Source organism: Streptomyces sp. NBC_01294, assembly GCF_035917235.1.
Lineage (GTDB): Bacteria > Actinomycetota > Actinomycetes > Streptomycetales > Streptomycetaceae > Streptomyces > Streptomyces caledonius.
Window position 1 is genome coordinate 3,046,978 of record NZ_CP108423.1, and the last position, 17,669, is coordinate 3,064,646.

At 72.4% G+C, this 17,669-nt stretch carries 15 protein-coding genes; 7 read left to right on the top strand and 8 right to left on the bottom strand.

The genetic code is table 11. From position 1 onward, the window contains the following. Positions 1–174 precede the first annotated feature (174 nt). A complete protein-coding gene (locus OG534_RS13505) occupies positions 175–2,229 on the bottom strand; it encodes a thioredoxin domain-containing protein (RefSeq protein ID WP_326588335.1) in 2,055 nt (684 codons plus the stop codon). Between the two features lie 22 nt (positions 2,230–2,251). Continuing rightward, on the bottom strand, positions 2,252–3,562 hold the full coding sequence (locus OG534_RS13510) for an RNA-guided endonuclease InsQ/TnpB family protein (protein ID WP_326588336.1): 1,311 nt from the start codon (positions 3,560–3,562) through the stop codon (positions 2,252–2,254). A 236-nt stretch (positions 3,563–3,798) separates the two neighbouring features. Between OG534_RS13510 and OG534_RS13515 the strand changes: the two genes are divergently transcribed. Beyond that, positions 3,799–7,155 carry a tetratricopeptide repeat protein gene (locus OG534_RS13515; RefSeq protein WP_326588337.1) on the top strand — a complete coding sequence of 1,119 codons (3,357 nt, stop codon included), beginning with the start codon at positions 3,799–3,801 and terminating at the stop codon, positions 7,153–7,155. A gap of 320 nt (positions 7,156–7,475) precedes the next feature. On the opposite strand, the gene OG534_RS13520 is transcribed toward OG534_RS13515, so the two are convergent. Both OG534_RS13520 and mca read right to left on the bottom strand, forming a co-directional pair. After that, a complete protein-coding gene (locus tag OG534_RS13520; RefSeq protein WP_326588338.1) occupies positions 7,476–7,700 on the bottom strand; it encodes a hypothetical protein in 225 nt (74 codons plus the stop codon). 2 nt (positions 7,701–7,702) lie between these two features. Next, entirely contained in the window at positions 7,703–8,584 is an 882-nt protein-coding gene (mca, locus tag OG534_RS13525) for a mycothiol conjugate amidase Mca (RefSeq protein WP_326588339.1), read from the bottom strand. A gap of 107 nt (positions 8,585–8,691) precedes the next feature. On the opposite strand from mca, the gene OG534_RS13530 reads away from it, so the two are divergent. Together OG534_RS13530 and greA are read left to right on the top strand one after the other, a co-directional pair. Next, the gene (locus tag OG534_RS13530) at positions 8,692–9,102 is read left to right on the top strand and encodes a DUF4307 domain-containing protein (RefSeq protein ID WP_326588340.1); all 411 of its coding nucleotides are present in this window, start codon (positions 8,692–8,694) and stop codon (positions 9,100–9,102) included. A 223-nt stretch (positions 9,103–9,325) separates the two neighbouring features. Next, entirely contained in the window at positions 9,326–9,823 is a 498-nt protein-coding gene (greA, locus tag OG534_RS13535; protein ID WP_326588341.1) for a transcription elongation factor GreA, read from the top strand. Positions 9,824–9,937: 114 nt separating this feature from the next. Here the strand turns inward: greA and OG534_RS13540 are convergent, their stop codons facing one another. The 3 genes from OG534_RS13540 to ilvA form a co-directional block, all read right to left on the bottom strand. Continuing rightward, the gene (locus OG534_RS13540) at positions 9,938–10,819 is read right to left on the bottom strand and encodes an ABC transporter permease (RefSeq protein ID WP_326588342.1); all 882 of its coding nucleotides are present in this window, start codon (positions 10,817–10,819) and stop codon (positions 9,938–9,940) included. Further along, positions 10,816–11,856, bottom strand: a complete 1,041-nt coding sequence (locus OG534_RS13545; protein WP_326588343.1) for an ATP-binding cassette domain-containing protein — start codon at positions 11,854–11,856, stop codon at positions 10,816–10,818. The genes OG534_RS13540 and OG534_RS13545 overlap by 4 nt, the downstream gene beginning before the upstream one ends. Before the next feature lie 113 nt (positions 11,857–11,969). Then, on the bottom strand, positions 11,970–13,202 hold the full coding sequence (gene ilvA / locus OG534_RS13550; RefSeq protein WP_326588344.1) for a threonine ammonia-lyase: 1,233 nt from the start codon (positions 13,200–13,202) through the stop codon (positions 11,970–11,972). A gap of 193 nt (positions 13,203–13,395) precedes the next feature. On the opposite strand from ilvA, the gene OG534_RS13555 reads away from it, so the two are divergent. From OG534_RS13555 to OG534_RS13565, 3 genes are read left to right on the top strand one after another with little or no spacing between them, the layout of a single operon-like run. Next, positions 13,396–13,917, top strand: coding sequence for a MarR family winged helix-turn-helix transcriptional regulator (locus OG534_RS13555; protein WP_326588345.1), 522 nt, complete (start codon positions 13,396–13,398; stop codon positions 13,915–13,917). Positions 13,918–13,974: 57 nt separating this feature from the next. Beyond that, entirely contained in the window at positions 13,975–14,397 is a 423-nt protein-coding gene (locus OG534_RS13560; RefSeq protein ID WP_326588346.1) for a sigma factor-like helix-turn-helix DNA-binding protein, read from the top strand. Continuing rightward, complete coding sequence (locus OG534_RS13565; RefSeq protein WP_326588347.1) at positions 14,394–14,648, top strand: hypothetical protein; 255 nt, start codon at positions 14,394–14,396, stop codon at positions 14,646–14,648. Before OG534_RS13560 ends, OG534_RS13565 begins: the two co-directional genes overlap by 4 nt. A 657-nt stretch (positions 14,649–15,305) precedes the next feature. Here OG534_RS13565 and OG534_RS13570 read toward each other — a convergent pair. Further along, complete coding sequence (locus OG534_RS13570) at positions 15,306–16,463, bottom strand: cystathionine gamma-synthase (RefSeq protein WP_326588348.1); 1,158 nt, start codon at positions 16,461–16,463, stop codon at positions 15,306–15,308. A 74-nt stretch (positions 16,464–16,537) separates the two neighbouring features. Between OG534_RS13570 and OG534_RS13575 the strand changes: the two genes are divergently transcribed. Beyond that, complete coding sequence (locus OG534_RS13575; RefSeq protein WP_326588349.1) at positions 16,538–17,644, top strand: hypothetical protein; 1,107 nt, start codon at positions 16,538–16,540, stop codon at positions 17,642–17,644. Positions 17,645–17,669 lie beyond the last annotated feature (25 nt).

A 17,669-nucleotide genomic window follows, 5' to 3' on the forward strand; every position in this document is an offset into this window, starting at 1 on the left:
GGGCCCCCCGGCCCGCCGCCTCCGCTTCCCCCTTGCGCGCACCCCCCAGTGCGCCAACTCGGCGATTCCCGAAAGAGACTAGGCAGTGAACATGACAGTCAGGCGCTCCATGGATAAATCACTGATTGCCGAACTGATCTGCACACAACCGGAATTGACGCTACTCCGGCTGTTTCAGGGGCGAACCGCACCCAACTGCTCTGCCAGCTCGACCGGATCGGTCGTAGGCCGCGCGCAGACGAAATGTCGACAGACGTACGCCGCCGGAAGGTCGCGTACGAGAGTGCGCTCGGCAAGAAGGGGGAACTCACCCTCACCGCCCTTCGCCGCACCCGGCAGACCGACCGCCACCACCGCCCCGGGAGCCGTCCCCAGCAACGCGGCGCGGTGCAGCGCCGCCAGCACCGGATCCTCCGGATGGCCGACGACCGCCACCTCGCGGGGCCCGTCGAGGAGCGCCTCGGCGACCGACAGCCCGTGCCCGATGAAGCGCGGCACGCGCGGACCGAGCGCGTGCACCACCCCGAGCGCCCGCTCGGCCGCCGTACGGTGGGCCTCCGACCCGGTGTGCGCGGCGTACGAGAGCAGCGCGCCCGCGGCGGCGGTCCACCCGGACGGGGCGGCCGTGTCCGTCGGATCCTGCGGCCGGCGGATCAGCTTCTCCGCGTCGTGCGCCGTGTCGTACAGCGACCCGTCCTCGGCGGTGAACCGGTCCAGGACCAGGTCGACGAGGAAGCCGGCGAACTCCAGCCACACCCCCTCACCGGTCACGGACGCCAGCGCGAGGAAGCCCTCCGCCACGTCGCCGTAGTCCTCCAGCACCCCCGCGTTGGCGCCGACCCGGCCGTCCTTGCTGGTCCTGGCGAGCCGCGCCCTGCCGTCCATGTGCACGCGCACCAGCAGATCGGCCGCCTCGGTCGCCCGCTCCACCAGGTCCGGCCGCTCGAAGTACGCCCCGCACTCGGCGAGCGCCGCGATGGCGAGCCCGTTCCACGCGGCGACGACCTTGTCGTCCCGCCCGGGCGCGGGCCGCCGGCCCCGCTCGGCCAGCAGCCGCTCCTTGATGCCGGCGAGCCGGCCCGCCTCCACCACGGGCCCGTCCTGGGGCAGCTGCAGCACGGACTTCCCGTGCTCGAAGGTCCCCTCCTCGGTCACCCCGAAGTACGCGACGGCCAGATCCCCGTCGGCCTCCCCGAGCACGTCCCGCAGCTGGGCGGCCGTCCAGGCGTAGTACGCCCCTTCCACGTGCTCGCCGCTGAGCGGGTCCTCACTGTCGGCGTCGAGCGCGGAGGCGAAGCCACCGTGCTCGGTCCGCAGCTCCCGGACCATGAAGTCGGCGGTCTCCAGGGCGACTCGACGCGCGAGGTCGGAACCGGTGACCCGCCACAGGTGCGCGTACACCCTGCAGAGCAGCGCATTGTCATAGAGCATCTTCTCGAAGTGCGGGACGACCCACTCCCGGTCCACGGAGTACCGCGCGAAGCCGCCGCCGAGCTGGTCGTAGATGCCGCCCCGCGCCATGGCCTCGCACGTATCGGCGGCCATCTGCAACGCACCCTCGGACCCGGTGCGCGCGTGGTGGCGCAGCAGGAACTCCAGCACCATGGACGGCGGGAACTTCGGCGCCCCGCCGAACCCGCCGCGCGTGGCGTCGTACTCCCGCGTCAGCCCGAGCAACGCCTGCGCGAGCACTTCGGGCCCCGGGGTCCCGGCCTTCCCGTAGTCCAGCTGCCGCCCGGCCAGGTCCCGCACGATCCGCCGCGCGACCTCGGCAACCTCCTCGGGCCGCCCCACCCAGGCGGTCCGCACGCCTTCGAGCACCTGCATGAAGGAGGGCATCCCGTGCCGGGGCTCGGGCGGGAAGTAGGTCCCGAAGTAGAACGGCTCGGCATCGGCCGTGAGGAAGACGGTCATGGGCCACCCACCCTGCCCGGTGGCGGCCTGCACGGCTTCCATGTAGACGGCGTCGACGTCGGGGCGCTCCTCGCGGTCCACCTTGATGTTGACGAAGTGTTCGTTCATGTAGGCGGCCGTCAACTCGTCCTCGAAGCTCTCGATCGCGAGTACATGACACCAGTGACAACTGCTGTATCCCACACTCAACAGGATCGGCACGCCCCGCTCCCGCGCCTCGGCGAAGGCTTCCGGCGACCACGGCCACCAGTCGACAGGGTTGTCGGCGTGCTGGAGCAGGTACGGAGAGGTCTCGTTCGCAAGGCGGTTCGGCATGGTGCCATCCTGCCGCACGGGATCAGATCACGGCCGCAGGATCGGGGTCAGGTCGCTGGTCCGGGCTCGTGAACGCTTCCCTGTCAACCACCCGGGACCAGCTCCCCGGCTTGCACAACGTGGCATCACTGGCGGTGAGGTCACGCTTGCGTCCAGCCGTACCCCGTGGTCGGGGTACGGCAGGGGCCGATGACTGGGCCCCGCGTCGCCACAACTCCATGCCTCTGGCTCTGATGTTGCGGGAGCCGTTGCGGTCTGCGTGATCAACGAATCCGCAGGACCGGCATACGAACCGTGATTGTGAGACTCGGTTCGCCTTGTCGATGTGGCCGCATTCGGCGCAGGTACGGGAGGTGTACGCCGGATCGACGTACACCACCGGCACGCCGGCCCTGAGGGCCTTGTACGCGATGAACTTCCTGAGCTGGTGGAACGCCCAGGAGTGATGGGTGGCCCGTTGGGGCTTGCGAAGCCGTACCCGTTCGCGGATGCCCGTGAGGTCCTCCAGGGCGATTCCGCGACCGGTGCGTTCTGCCTCGGCCACCACACGCTTCGCGATCTTGTGGTTGATGTCCTTTGCCCTCCGCGCCTCTTTACTCCGCCGCTTCTTCAGTCGGCGTTTGGCGGAGGCGGTGTTCTTCCGCTGCAGCTTCTGCCGGAGGGTGCGTTCTCTTCCGCGTACCCGGTTCAGCTGCCGTCCGGCCATGATCCGGCCGTCGGAGGTGGTGGCGATGTTCACGATCCCCAGATCGACGCCGAGGAAGTCCAGAGGCTCGGTGTTCGGCTCGGCTTCTGGGATCTCGCAGGTGGCACTGAGGAACCACATGCCGTCCCGGTACAGCAGATCCGACTCACCCCGCCGGCATAGGGACAGGGTTGCCAGTTGTTCCACCGAGCCGGTGAACGCCACGTCCTTGACCCGCCCCGCCACCGTCCAGATCGACACTGTGCGCTGCTCGACCTGCCAGGACAGCATCCGATCGTCATACGGCTGCCCACCGTCGTTCCGGAAGGCCAACGGCTTCCCGGCCGCCAGACGATAACGCTTCGAATCCGGCCTGCCATGCCTACCCGCCCGCAGATTCGCCTTCAGGGCGGCGTAGGCGTCGCAGGTCTTCTTGATGACGTGCTGAGCGGCCTGAGCGCCCAGACCCCACCGCTCCTTGACCGTCTCGTAGGTGTGCTTGCGCAGGGCGAAGCTCCGGTAGACGCCCTCTTCGAAGGCAACCCGACTCACCCAGGTGGCGGCCTCATTGCACGCATGCAGCGTCACCTCAAGCGCCTCCGCCTGCATCGGCGTCGGCAACAGTTTCACCTGGACCACCAGCTTCACGGTCACCGACCGTACACACCCGTGCGACCACCCACTACACGTTCCCCGCGCTTCACCCCACCGAGTGAAACCGTCCCATTCCTCCGCGCCGCGAGCATGAGCAACGGTTCCTCCCGGGGCTGAAGTCCCGGAGTTCCTCGCGAGAACCCTCTGAACCCGCTCAGATTCACTCGCGTTCGGAGAGGTCCCGCAGGACACTTGGGGCACGTTGCCGGAGCTCTCTGAGGGGGATGCCGATGCGGGACAGCCATCGTGGGGAGGCCGAGCGGCTGTTGACTCGGGCCGTGGACGAGGCGGCCCGGCGGGGGGCGGGTGCGGCCGGGGATCAGGCGGCGCTGCTGGCGCGGGGCAAGGAGGCCCTCGACGCGCTCGCGGCGAGTGCGGCGCCCGAGTACGAGGCGTACGTACGGGCCCTGGACGAGGCGGCGGCCGGGGACCAGTCGCTCGGTGAGGCCTTCCGGCGCGGCAACACGTCCACGGCGGCGCTGGTGACGGCGGTGGCGGCGGCCACGGCGGTCGGGGCGGACCTGTCGCTGGGCGTGGCGTTCGGCACGGCGCTGACCGCGGGGGCGGTCGTGGGCATCGCCGGGGCGGTGGCGACGGTGGCGAAGGTGACGGCCCTGCACCTGCCGGCGGCGAACCGGCGGGCCGGGGAGCTGGGGCGGCCCGGTGGTCCGGAGCAGCTCAAGCTGCAGTGGCTGTCGGCGCTGGAGGTCCGCGGGATACGTCCTTTCCTGGAGCAGCAGCGTGCGGTGGCCGCGGCGGCGCGGGCGCCTCGGCCCATGTCGCAGCCCCTCTCCCGGCCGGTTGCCCCGCTGCGGGGCACGGACCGGAGCGCGGAGGCCCGGCGGCGCAGCGCGTTGGAACAGTCATTCGGGCAACTGCCCGATCCTGCCGGGCTGTTCGCGGGGCGGCGGGCGGAGCTGACGCGGATCGCGCAGTGGGTGCAGGCGGCCCGGGCCAGTACGGAGACCCGGCCGGTGGTCGTGGTGCTGCACGGCGAGCCGGGGGTGGGCCGTACGGCGCTGGCGCTGCGGGCGGCGCACGGGCTGCGGGACCAGTTCCGGGGTGCGTGCGTGGTGGACCTGCGGGGTGGTTCCCTCGGCGGGGAGTCGGGGGAGGCGCCGCTGTCGACGCGGGAGGCGCTGCTGCACCTGATGAACCGGCTGGGCGCGCCCCGCGAGCAGTTGCTGTTCCGTGAGGGCGCGTCGGCGGAGCAGCAGGTGCGGCGTCTCGGCGAGCTGTACCACCAGCACCTGCAGGGGCTGCCGGTGACGGTGCTCCTGGACGACGCGGTGGATGCGGCGCAGGTGCGGATGCTGGTTCCGGAGCGTTCCGAGAGCCTGGTGCTGGTGACGGCGCGGGAGCCGCTGGAACTGCCCGCGGACCTGGCGGCGTGGGTGTACCAGTTGCCGGTGGAGCGGCTGGCGGAGGACGAGGCGGCGGAGCTGGTCCGGGCGGCCGCGCCGCGGGCGGGTGCCGGGGAGCCGGATGCCGTCGGGGCCGGTGGTTCGAACGGGGCCGCGGGCGTGAAGGGTTCCGCGGCCGGAGACCGGGCCGTGGACGGGGCCGTGGACGGGGCCGTGGACGGGGCCGCGGGCGTGGAACGGGACGTGGCCGGCGTGGTGGAGGTGGGCGGCGGGCTGCCGCTGGCCCTGCGGATGCTGGCGCCGCTGGTCGGCGTCGGCGGGGCCTTGGAGGGCGGGGCCCACCCGGTGGAGGCGGCCCTGCGCGCGGCCGATGCCCGGCTGGCCGAGCCGGCCCGGCAGCTGCTGCGGCGCCTGCCCCTGGCCGGGCGGGCCTCCCTCGGCGCCGCGGCGGCGGCCGCGCTGGCCGACGTACCGGAGCAGGCGGCGCTGCGCACGCTGGAGGAGCTGTGGGAGGCCGGGCTGATCGAGCGGGTGCGGGGCAGGCGGTTCCGGCTGCACGACGCGGTGCGCGCGTACGCGGCGGCGCGGTCGGCGGCGGACGAGGACCGGGCGGGGGCCGCGGCGGCGCACGAGCGGCTGATCCGCACGTACGCGCAGCTCGCGGACTCGGTGATCCGGATGGTCGACGGGAAGATGTCGACGCGTGCGAACCAGTTCGACGGGCACGGCTTCACGTCGCTGGACGCGGCGCTGCGCTGGCTGGACGACGAGTCGAGCTTCATCACGGCGGCCCTGCGGCATTCGGAGGGCGTGGACCAGCAGGCGGTGCTGGATCTGCTGGGCGCGCTGTGCGACTTCTGTCTGCTGCGCGGGGACCTGTACCGGCTCGGTGAGATCGACGAGCTGACGCGGGCCGTGGAGGCGGCGCAGAAGGGGCTGGGGCAGCAAGGGCTGGGGCAGCAGGGGCGGCTGGTGCGGTCGGTGCAGTGGCGTACGGGTATCGCCGCGCGGCAGCTGGGCGAGCTGGACAAGGCCCGTACGACGCTGACGTCGGTGGTGGACCAGTACATGGAGGCCCATCAGGAGGCGGGGGCGGCGATGGCCCTGGTCTCGCTCGGCATCACCTTGCACCACCAGGGCAATCTGCCGGAGGCGGCGGTCCGGATCCGTGAGGCGCTGGTGCTGCAGGAGCCGCCGGAGCTGGCGGGTGACCGGGCGTGGGGGCTGCACGCGCTGGCGGCGGTGGAGCGGGACCGGGCGCACCTGGCGGAGGCGACGCGGCTGCTGGAGGCTTCGCTGGCCCTGCACCGGGAGAGCGAGAGCGTGCACGGGGAGGCGTGGGCGCACTTCCAGCTGGGCCAGGTGCACCTGCGGTTCGGGGACGTGGAGCGGGCGGAGGCGGAGCTGCGGCTCGCGCTGGACCTGTACGGGCGGACCCGCGACGACCGCGGCGAGGCCTGGGCGTTGACCCAGCTGGGCCGGGCCCGGGTGGTGGACGGGGATCCGGGTGCGGCGGTGGAGCGGCTGCGGGAGGCGCTGGCCCGGCACCGGGAGGCGGAGGACGCGCGCGGCGAGGCGTGGACGCAGTACTACCTGGGGCAGGCGCTGGAGGAGGGCGGCGACCGCGACGAGGCGGTACGGGGGCTGGAGCGAGCCCGGACGATGTTCTCGCGGATGCGGGACGTGTACGGGCTGGCGCACGCCCGCCACCACTCGGGCCGGGTGACGCGGGACCAGCGGGCGGCGCAGACGGGCAACCTGAAGAACTCCGGCTTCGCCCGCCAGCTGCTGGTGGACGCGCGGGCGGACTTCCGGCGGATCGGGCTGGCGCACGGCGAGGCGTGGACGTGCCTGGAGCTGGCGGTGATCGACGCGGGCAACGGCCGTCTCGCGCAGGCGCTGGGCCTGTGCGAGGAGGCGGTCCGGCTGTTCATCTCGTACGGGGACCGGCGCGGGGAGGACTGGGCCCGCTTCCTGCGGTGCACGGTGCTGCCGTACGCGGACGCGGCGGCCGCGTCGGGCCCGGAGGAGGCGCGGGCGGAACTGGCCCGGCTGGCGCAGGCGCCGCATCCGGCGCGGGACGGCCGGCTGGAGGACTGCCTGGAGACGTACGGGGTGATCCTGGGCCGGGGCGTAGACCCGGCGGAGGGCTGGCAGGCATGGCGCCTCGGCCTGGTCCCGAACCTGCACTCCCGGGAAATCATGGGCGTCCCCCGCCCCTGACCGGGCACGGCCCGAGCCGGCGGGCGCGAGCCCGACCTGGCGGGGCGCCGGGCCCGCGGGCCCACAACGGGCGCAAGCCCAGCCCGGCGGCGCGCCCCGGCAGTCCCTTGGCCCCCAGCGGGGCGTCAGGGCCGGGACGGCTGCGTCGGCCCCTCGCGCGGGTGGCGTACAACCTCGCTCCGCGCACGGTGTGCACGGTGCGAAGACGGGGTTGGACGTCGTGCGGCGGGGGCGGGCGGGCGTCGTCCGGGGGTTCCGCCCGCGCGGAGGCGGCCGCCGCCGCACCGTTCACGGGCGGGGCGGCGGCTCGGGTCGCGGTCCTACGGGGTCCGCTCCGGCGACGGGGCGGCCGCCGCGGGCTCGGGGGCCTCCTGGAAGTCCACCCGGCCCATGTGCCGGTTCATGGACTTCATCAGGAACCACACGCCGATGGCGAGGGCCGCGAACACGATGAATCCCAGGATGCCGGGCGTCACCTTGTTCTTGTCGAAGGTGTCACCCGCCAGCGGAAGGAGCTGGGTCAGTGCTGCCTGCGTAGCGCTCATGTCTAGGCATTCTCCCGGATGCCCTCGAAGAGGTCGGACTCGGGGAGGGAAGTGTCGACGAGCGACTTCGCCAGCTCGTACTCCTCGGTGGGCCAGACCTCCTTCTGGACGTCCATCGGGACGCGGAACCAGCCGCCGTCCGGGTCGATCTGCGTGGCGTGCGCGATGAGCGCCTTGTCACGGATCTCGAAGAAGTCCGCGCAGGGCACGTGGGTGGTCAGGGTCCGCTCCTTGCGCTCGAACTCCTTCCACCGCTCCAGCCACTCGCCGTAGGGGGACTCCATGCCGCGGGCGAGCAGCGCCTCGTGCAGGGCGATGGTGCGCGGCTTGTTGAAGCCCTGGTTGTAGTAGAGCTTCTGCGGCTGGTAGGCGGGGCCGAACTCGGCCTCGGGGTACTTCTCGGTGTCGGCCGCGCCGTCGAAGGCCGCCATCGAGATCTTGTGGGTCATGATGTGGTCGGGGTGCGGGTAGCCGCCGTTCTCGTCGTACGTGGTGACGACCTGCGGCTTGAAGGCGCGGATCTTCTTCACCAGTTCGCCGGCGGCCTCGTCGACGTCCGCGAGCGCGAAGCAGCCCTCGGGCAGCGGGGGCAGCGGGTCGCCCTCGGGGAGGCCGGAGTCCACGTAGCCGAGCCATTCCTGCTCGATGCCGAGGATCTGGCGCGCTTCTTCCATCTCCTTGGCGCGGACCTCGTGGATGTTCTCCTCGATGTACTTGTCGCCCTGGAGCTTGGGGTTCAGGACAGAGCCGCGCTCGCCACCGGTGCAGGTGACGACCAGCACGGGGACCCCCTCGGACACGTACTTGGCCATGGTGGCCGCGCCCTTGCTGGACTCGTCGTCGGGGTGGGCATGGACGGCCATCAGTCGAAGCTGCTCGGTCAAAACAGGATCCTCTGCGATTCGGCGCGACGGTCGACTCCTATAGTGACCGAACTGGGGGACGGAAAATTCCAGGGGTGACCCACCCTCCCCGGCGAGAGGAAACGATCATGAGTGCGGTGCGCGAGGGACTGCCCGAGGGCCGGTACGGCCGGTCGGCGGACGAGCGTGCGGACCGCAAGCTCAAGATCATCGGGGCGGCGCTGGGCGTCCTGCTGCTGAGCGTGATCGGCTGGATCGGCTGGGGTTACATCTCGGGACAGAGCGTGAGCGCCGAGGTGATCAAGTTCCAGGTGATTTCGGACACCGAGGTGAAGGTGCACCTGGAGGTCCGCAAGGAGGCCTCGGTCACCGGGGTCTGCTCCCTGAGCTCCCAGGACGAGGGGCACGGCGAGGTGGGCCGCGCGGACTTCACCTTCGCCCAGCCCGAGGGGCGCGTGGACGAGGTCGTCACCGTGAAGACCACCCGCCGGGCGACGACGATCGAGCTGGTGGGCTGCCAGCCGGTCGCCGCACGCTGAGGCCCCGCACGACGAGCCCCACGCGCTGAACCCCGCACACGGAGGCCCACGCGAGCCCCGCACACCGAGGCCCCGCAAACAGGCCTCGCACGGAGGCTTCGCGACGCGGCCCACGGGGCAATGAGCCTCCGGGGTCCTCCCCCTTTTCTTCCCGAATTGTTAGGCTCGTGGTTTCGTCCGCCGCTGGCGGCTTTGTAGTCCCCTGTACCGACGAGGAGCACCCGTGACCCAGACGAGCGAGAGCGTCACCTGGCTGACCCAGGCGGCGTACGACCAGCTGAAGGCGGAGCTGGACTACCTCTCTGGTCCCGCCCGCACGGAGATCGCCACCAAGATCGCAGCCGCCCGCGAGGAGGGCGACCTGCGCGAGAACGGCGGTTACCACGCGGCCAAGGAGGAGCAGGGCAAGCAGGAGCTCCGGGTTCGCCAGCTCACGCAGCTCCTGGAGAACGCCAAGGTCGGCACCGCGCCCGCGTCCGACGGCGTGGTGGCCCCCGGCACGCTCGTCAAGATCGCCTTCGACGGCGACGAGGACGACACCATGGAGTTCCTGCTGGCCTCCCGTGAGTACGCGTCCGCGGACTTCGAGACGTACTCCCCGCAGTCCCCGCTGGGCAGCGGAGTGCTGGGCAAGGCGATCGGCGAGGACGCCGAGTACGAGCTGCCGAACGGCAAGAAGGCCTCGGTCAAGATCCTGGACGTCAAGCCCTTTACCGGCTGATCACCCTCGGTCACCGTTTCCTTTCGCACGATGCCCGGCCGGGTTCTCCCGGCCGGGCATCGTGCGTACGGGCGTGCCCACGGGCCCGCATACGGGACCCACGGCCCCCCGGTCCTACGCGGTCGCCGAGCGGTACTTGCGGACGGCGAGGCTCCGGAAGACCACGATGATCAGCAGCGACCAGAGGATGGACGCCGCGATCGGGTGCTGCATCGGCCAGGCGTCCGGGACCGGATAGCCCTCCGGGAGGTTGCCGAAGAGCTCCCGGGCCGCCTGGACGGTGGCGCTGAAGGGGTTCCACTCCGCGATGGTCTGCAGGAACGGCGGCATGTTCTCGGAGGGGACGAAGGCGTTCGAGATGAACGTCAGCGGGAAGAGCCAGATCAGCCCGCCCGAGGTGGCCGCCTCGGGAGTGCGCACCGACAGGCCGATCAGCGCGCCGATCCAGGAGAAGGCGTAGCCGAGCAGGAGCAGCAGGCCGAAGCCCGCGAGCACCTCGCCCAGGGTGGTGTGGGTGCGCCAGCCGACGAGCAGGGCCACGACGGCCAGGACGACCACGGTGAGCGCGGTCTGGACGAGGTCGGCGAGGGTGCGGCCGGTGAGGACCGCGCCGCGCGCCATGGGCAGGGAGCGGAAGCGGTCGATCAGGCCCTTGTGCATGTCGTCCGCGATGCCGGCGCCGGCGCCCGCGGTGGCGAAGGTGACGGTCTGGGCGAAGATGCCGGCCATCAGGAACTCGCGGTAGGCGGCGGGCGAGGTGCTGCCGCCGACGCTGATGGAGCCGCCGAAGACGTAGCTGAAGAGGACGACGAACATGACCGGCTGGATCACGCCGAAGATGATCATCTCCGGGATCCGGGACATCCGGATGAGGTTGCGCTTGGCGATCACCAGGGAGTCGTTGACGCTCTGGACGATGCCGCCGCGGGGGCGGGGTGCGTCGAGTTCCGCGTGCGGCGGGGCGTCCGGGGGCGGGGGCGGGGAGGTGAGGGTCACTTCGCCGTCTCCTTCCGGGCCGCCTTGCGGCCCTTGGCCTCTGGTCCGACGCGCACGCCGTCGGTGACCGCGCCGTCGCCGTGCTCGTCCGCCTCCCGTTCGGCCGCGTGTCCGGTCAGGGAGATGAACACGTCGTCGAGGGTGGGGCGGCGCAGGCCTATGTCGTCGATCTCGATGCCCCGGCCGTCCAGTTCGCGGATGACCTCGGCGAGCAGCTTGGCGCCGCCCGACACCGGCACGGTCAGCTTGCGGGTGTGCTCCTCGACGGTGGTCTCGCCCTTGCCGAAGCCGGCGAGCACCTCGCGCGCGGTGGCGATGTGGTCCCGTTCGTGGACGACGACCTCCACGCGCTCGCCGCCGGTGCGGGCCTTGAGCTGGTCGGAGGTGCCGCGGGCGATGACCTTGCCGTGGTCGACCACGCAGATGTCGTGGGCGAGGTGGTCGGCCTCCTCCAGGTACTGGGTGGTGAGCAGCAGGGTGGTGCCGCCGGCGACCAGTTCCTGGATGATCCCCCACAGCTGCTGGCGGTTGCGGGGGTCGAGTCCGGTGGTCGGCTCGTCCATGAACATCACGGGCGGGCTGACGACGAGGGCGGCCGCGAGGTCGAGGCGCCTGCGCATGCCGCCGGAGTAGGTCTTGGCCGTGCGGTCGGCGGCGTCGGAGAGGTTGAAGCGGTCGAGGAGTTCGGCGGCGCGGGCTTTGGCGGCCTTGGCCTTCATCTGGTAGAGCTGGCCGACCATCTGGAGGTTCTCGCGGCCGGTCAGGTATTCGTCGACGGCGGCGAACTGGCCGGACAGGCCGATGGCGCGCCGGACCTCGTTGGGGTGCTTGAGTACGTCGATGCCGGCGACGACGGCCTTGCCGCTGTCGGGGCGGAGGAGGGTGGTCAGGACGCGCACGGTCGTGGTCTTGCCCGCGCCGTTCGGGCCGAGCAGACCCAGGACGGTGCCTTCGGGGACATCGAGGTCCACGCCGTCCAGAGCCCGTACATCGCCGAAGGTCTTGACCAGACCTTCGGCGTAGATAGCGCCTGGCATATGGATTCTCCCAGTGTGAATGGGCTCAACAGAATCGGGGGTGTTCAGGGCTTTTCTACGCAAATCCCGGGGGCGCCGGTCAGGTCTCGCTCAGCCGTACGGGTGACGCACGTTCAGCTCATCACCTTGTATCCCGCGGCGTGCAGCGACCGCGCGACCTCCGCGCAGTGCTCCGGGCCCTTCGTCTCCAGGTGCAGCTCCACCTCCACCTCCGTGAGCCCCAGCCGCGGGTCGGTGCGGACGTGGCTCACGTCCAATACGTTCGCATCCACCACTGACAACACGCCCAGGAGCCCGGCCAGGGCGCCCGGCCGGTCGGCCACGCGCAGCCGCAGCGACAGGTACCGGCCCGCCGCCGCCATGCCGTGGCGCAGGATCCGCTGGAGCAGCAGCGGGTCGACGTTGCCGCCGGAGAGGATCGCCACCACCGGGCCGCCGCCGTACAGTTCGGGCTCGCTGAGCAGGGCCGCGACCGTGCTGCACCCGGCCGGCTCGACCACCAGTTTGGCCCGCTCCAGGCACAGCAGCAGAGCGCTGGAAAGGGCGTCCTCGGAGACCGTACGCACGTCGTCGAGCAGCTCGCCAATGATTTTGAAGGGGATGTCTCCGGGGCGGCCGACCTTGATTCCGTCGGCCATCGTGCTCGGGTCGTCGATCGAGACCGGGTGCCCCACGAGGAGCGAGGGCGGGTACGCGGCCGCGCCCGCCGCCTGGACGCCGACGACGCGCACGTCCGGCCGCAGCGCCTTGACCGCGACCGCGATGCCGGCCGCGAGGCCGCCGCCGCCGATCCCGACGAGGATGGTGCGCACCTCGGGGCACTGCTCCAGAATCTCCAGGCCCACCGTGCCCTGGCCGGCGATGATGTCGCGGTGGTCGAAGGGGTGGATGAACACCGCTCCGGTGCGGTCGGCGTAGTCCTGGGCGGCCGCGAGGGTCTCGTCCACGACGTGGCCGTGCATGCGCACCTCGGCGCCGTACTCCTGGGTCGCGGCGATCTTCGGCAGCGGCGCCCCGAGCGGCATGAACACGGTGGAGCGGACCCCGAGGAGGGAGGAGGCCAGCGCGACGCCCTGGGCGTGGTTGCCCGCGCTGGCGGCCACGACGCCGGCGGCCCGCTGCTCGGGGCGCAGGCCCGCGATGCGGACGTAGGCGCCGCGCAGCTTGAAGGAGCCGGTGCGCTGGAGGTTCTCGCACTTGAGGTGGACCGGGGAGCCGGTGAGCGCGGAGAGGTGCCGGCTGCCCTCCATCGCGGTGACCCGGGAGACGCCGGACAGCATCTTCTGGGCCCCCCGGATGTCGTCGAGGATGACCTGCGGGACGGGCTGGGGCACGCGGTAGTTCATGCCGCCAGTCTCGCAGCCCGCGGGCGGCCGGGCCCGGAGCCGCGGGAGGGGCGAAATCCCGCCATCCGGGACGCCCGCGGGACGGTGTCGCGGGCGGGCCGTACCAGTTCTCGCACGCGGCGTACGGGCCGCCGCACGGCCGCGTACTCTGTCCCCCATCCTTGTCGGACCCACGCGAAGAGAGCCCACGGCCATGCCTTCCATCCCGGCCAATTCCGATCTGCCCGCGGCGGTCGACGCGCCCGCCGGAGCCGGTCTCCTCGACGCGCTCCAGCACCAGGTGGCGGTCTTCGCCCGCCGCGCGGAGCAGACCCGTCTGGGCGGTGTGGGCCAGGCCCGCAACTCGATGGACCGCGCCGCCTACCTGCTGCTGAACCGGCTCGACCTGGAGGGTCCGATGGGCGTCAAGGCGCTCGCCGGCGGCATGGGAATCGACTCCTCGACGGTGACCCGGCAGGTCGCGCCGCTGGTCGACAGCGGTCTGGTCAAGCGGACCTCGCACCCGGAGGACGGGCGTGCCGTGGTGCTCGCGCTGTCCCCGCGGGGGCTGGCGCGGCTGGAGGAGGTCCGCTCGTCGCGGCGCGAGCTGATGGCCCGTGTGACGGAGGGCTGGAGCGAGGACGAGCGCGAGTCCTTCACCGTGCTGCTGACGCGCTTCAACCTGTCGCTGTCGGAGCTGATGTCGGCCGTGGCCGAAGCGGGTCCGGCGTCCTGAGCGGAGTCCGTCCGTCCTCTTGACCTGGGTGGTCCCGCTGGCCGCACTATGTGAAGCATGTGGGCGGTTGATCAACAGGCAGGCTCCTACGCGGAGTTCGAGGCCTTCGTCGCGGGCGCGGCGGGCCGGCTCCTGCGCGTCGCGCTGCTGCTGACCGGTGAACCGGATGCGGCGCGCCGGCTGCTGGCGGGCGCGCTGGCCCGCACGTACGCGAACTGGCGCCGCCTGCGCGGGGACGACCCGTACGACTTCACCCGCCAGGAACTGTGCGCGGCCTTCGCCCGGAACGGCTGGCGCCACCACGGGAACACCGGCCTGCTGGCACGGCTGAGCCCGCTGGAACGGCTCGTGCTCGTCCTGCGGCTCTACGAGGGCGTCGCGGAGGAGGTCACGGCGGCGCAGCTGGGGCTGCCGGTCGAGCGGGTACGGGTGCTGTGCAACCGGGCCGTGGCCGCGCTGAGAGCCCAGGAGGCGGCGTGAGCGGGATCCCGGACCGGAAGGAATCCCAGGTCAGGCGACTGCTGGAGGGGCCGTACCCGGTGGTGCCGGCCGGTCTGGCGGCGGGGGCGGCGGCGCGGGGGGATCGGCTGCTGCGGCGTCGGCGGGCGCTGCGCCGGCTCGGCTGGGCGGTGCTCTTCGCCGCGGCGGTCGCCTTCACGGTCTGGGCCTCCCTGACCCACCCCTGGGCCACACCCCCAAGCGGCATCTCCCCACCCCTGGAGGGCTGGTAGCCCCACCCGACCGTTCCCGGCCCCACCCGGCCCGTCTCAGCCCTGCCGGGCCACTTCGGCGTCGGCGACGTTCGGGGCGCGGGGCCCGGGGTAGCGCCCCAATCCAGCCCCGCCGGCACCATCGCAGCCCCGCCGGGCAAATTCAGCCCCGCCGGCGCTTGAGGCGCGGGGCCGGGGCAGCACCCCGATCCAGCCCCGCCGGCGCTTGAGGCGCGAGGCCCGGGGCAGCGCCCCACTCCAGCCCCGCCGGCGCTTGAGGCGCGGGGTCCGGGGCAGCGCCCCAATCCAGCCCCGCCGGCGCTTGAGGCGCGGGGTCCGGGGCAGCGCCCCAATCCAGCCCCGCCGGCGCTTGAGGCGCGGGGTCCGGGGCAGCGCCCCAGGAAACCCGGCTCCGCCAGGGACAACCCAGCCTCGCCAGCACCACCCCAGCCCCGCCGGCGCTTGAGGCGGGGTCCGGGGCAGCGCCCCAATCCAGCCCCGCCGGCGCTTGAGGCGCGGGGTCCGGGGCAGCGCCCCAGGGAACCCGGCTCCGCCGGGCACCGGGCTCCGCCCGGACCCTCCCCCAGCTACCGCTGGGAGGTACCCCCTGCTCAAACGCCGGCGAGGCTGAAATGCCCGGGCCAAGCCCGGCGAGGGGCCGGGCCCGGGCGGGGGCGGCTAGCCCAGGGCCTGGGTCAGGTCTGCGATCAGGTCGTCCGCGTTCTCGATGCCCACCGACACCCGGATCAGGTCCGCCGGAACCTCCAGCGCCGAACCGGCCACCGACGCGTGCGTCATGCGCCCCGGGTGCTCGATGAGGGACTCGACGCCGCCCAGGGACTCGGCCAGCGTGAAGATCTTGGTGCGGCCGCAGACCGCGACGGCCTCTTCCTCGCCACCGGCGACCTGGAAGGAGACCATGCCGCCGAAGTTCCGCATCTGCTTGGCCGCCACCTCGTGCCCCGGGTGCTCGGGCAGGCCCGGGTAGAGGACCTTCGTGACCTTCGGGTGGCGCTTGAGCACCTCGACGATCTTGCCGGCGTTCTCCGCGTGCCGGTCCATCCGCACGGCCAGGGTCTTGATGCCCCGCAGCACGACCCAGGAGTCGAACGGCCCGGCCACCGCGCCCATCGCGTTCTGGTGGTAGGCCAGCTCCTCGCCCAGCTCCGCGTCCGCGGTGACGAGCGCGCCGCCGACCACGTCGGAGTGCCCGCCCATGTACTTGGTCAGCGAGTGCACGACCACGTCCGCGCCCAGCGCCAGCGGCTGCTGGAGGTACGGCGAGGCGAAGGTGTTGTCCACGACCAGCTTGGCGCCGGCCGAACGCGCGATGTCGGCGACAACGGCGATGTCGGTGATGCCGAGCAGCGGGTTGGAGGGGGTCTCGACCCAGATGACCTTCGTCTTCGGGGTGAGGGCCGCCCGCACGGAAGCCGGGTCGGAGGTGTCGGCCACCGACCACTCCACGCCCCAGCGGGAGACGACCTTCGCGAAGAGGCGGAAGGTGCCGCCGTACGCGTCGTTCGGGATGACCACGTGGTCGCCCGGGGAGAGCAGCGTGCGCAGCAGGCAGTCCTCCGCGGCCAGGCCGGACGCGAAGGCGAGCCCGCGCCGGCCGCCCTCCAGCGCCGCGAGGTTCTCCTCCAGCGCGGTGCGGGTCGGGTTGGCGCTGCGGCTGTACTCGTAGCCGCCGCGGAGTCCTCCGACGCCGTCCTGCTTGTAGGTGGAAACCTGGTAGATCGGGGGGACGACCGCACCGGTCTGCGGGTCCGCCGTATTGCCCGCGTGGATCGCGCGGGTCTCGAAGCTCTGGTGCTCGTGGCTGTCGTCGCTCATGGGCAGATGCTATGCCCGCCCGCGGTCCGCCACCCTATTGGCCTGTCGGGCCCCCGGTCTGGTTCGCTGGAGGCATGGAGATTCTGTGGTTCGTGTTCGCGATGCTCATGATCGTGTTCATCGTCGGTCCGTACATCCGCCGCAGGCGCGGCGGCATCCGTCTGGTCGCCCCGGGCAGCCCTGACGCCGCCGACCCCGCGAACTACGGATTCGACCGGCAGGAGGAGCTCGACATCCGGGTCCCCGGGCCCGACCAGGACCTGATGGACGCCCTCGACAACGTGCAGCGCACCGGCCAGTGGCAGGCGGCCTCGCAGCTGCTCGCCGGGACCCCGCGGGAGGGCGAGCGGCGCTGGCAGCGCGTGCAGGCCTTCGGCGGGGCGGCGGCGCTGGAGCTCGTGGCGCAGCCCGGTGCGGGCGCGCAGTGGCTGAAGGCCTGGCGGCTGGAGGCGGAGAAGGACGCGGGCGGCGCCCAGGTGCACGCGGAGCTGCTGGTGCAGCAGGCGTGGCGGCACTCGGGCGGGGTCGGGTCCGACGATCACCGGATCATCCTGGAGGAGGCCCGGGAGGCGTGCCGCAAGGCCGCGCTGCTGTCGCCGGGGGATCCGGTCCCGTACATCACGGAGCTGGCGATCGCGCGGGGTCTGGCGTACTCGGAGGCGGAGTTCGACGAGCTGTGGGCGAAGGTCATCGACCGGGCTCCGGAGCACATGGGCGCGCACCTGGCGGCGCTGCACTACTGGTGCGCGAAGTGGCACGGCTCGCGGGAGAAGGCGGACGGGTTCTCGCACGCGGCCGCGGCGCGCGCCCCGCAGGGCTCCCTGCTGGCGGCGCTGCCACTGTTCTCGCTGTACGAGAACCTGCCGGACCTGGTCCTGAGCAGCGGTTTCTACCAGAGCCAGGCGGTGACGCGGGCGGTCGAGGGCGCGCTGTACGCGGTGCACACGGCGCGGCAGGACGACCCGATGCTGGCGCACGTACGGCACCTGCTGCTGATGTTCCTGGTGAACATGGAGCGCTGGGCGGAGGCGATGGAGCAGGTGCGGCACGTGGACGGGTACGTGGGCGCGCTGCCGTGGTCGGCCGCGGCGGACCCGGCGGCGCAGTACGCGGTGTACCGGGCGCTGGCGGTGGCGGGGTACGAGGCGAACGGCGGGTCGCCGGCGACGCTCCCGGGGTAACCCTCCCGGAGCGCCCCCACCCCAC

What these genes read in the sequence shown, in the direction of transcription:
- OG534_RS13505 (WP_326588335.1), bottom strand. Translation starts at nt 2,229, where the DNA reads ATGCCGAACCGCCTTGCGAACGAGACCTCTCCGTACCTGCTCCAGCAC.
- OG534_RS13515 (WP_326588337.1), top strand. Translation starts at nt 3,799, where the DNA reads ATGCGGGACAGCCATCGTGGGGAGGCCGAGCGGCTGTTGACTCGGGCC.
- OG534_RS13520 (WP_326588338.1), bottom strand. Translation starts at nt 7,700, where the DNA reads ATGAGCGCTACGCAGGCAGCACTGACCCAGCTCCTTCCGCTGGCGGGT.
- OG534_RS13530 (WP_326588340.1), top strand. Translation starts at nt 8,692, where the DNA reads ATGAGTGCGGTGCGCGAGGGACTGCCCGAGGGCCGGTACGGCCGGTCG.
- OG534_RS13545 (WP_326588343.1), bottom strand. Translation starts at nt 11,856, where the DNA reads ATGCCAGGCGCTATCTACGCCGAAGGTCTGGTCAAGACCTTCGGCGAT.
- ilvA (WP_326588344.1), bottom strand. Translation starts at nt 13,202, where the DNA reads ATGAACTACCGCGTGCCCCAGCCCGTCCCGCAGGTCATCCTCGACGAC.
- OG534_RS13555 (WP_326588345.1), top strand. Translation starts at nt 13,396, where the DNA reads ATGCCTTCCATCCCGGCCAATTCCGATCTGCCCGCGGCGGTCGACGCG.
- OG534_RS13560 (WP_326588346.1), top strand. Translation starts at nt 13,975, where the DNA reads ATGTGGGCGGTTGATCAACAGGCAGGCTCCTACGCGGAGTTCGAGGCC.
- OG534_RS13570 (WP_326588348.1), bottom strand. Translation starts at nt 16,463, where the DNA reads ATGAGCGACGACAGCCACGAGCACCAGAGCTTCGAGACCCGCGCGATC.
- OG534_RS13575 (WP_326588349.1), top strand. Translation starts at nt 16,538, where the DNA reads ATGGAGATTCTGTGGTTCGTGTTCGCGATGCTCATGATCGTGTTCATC.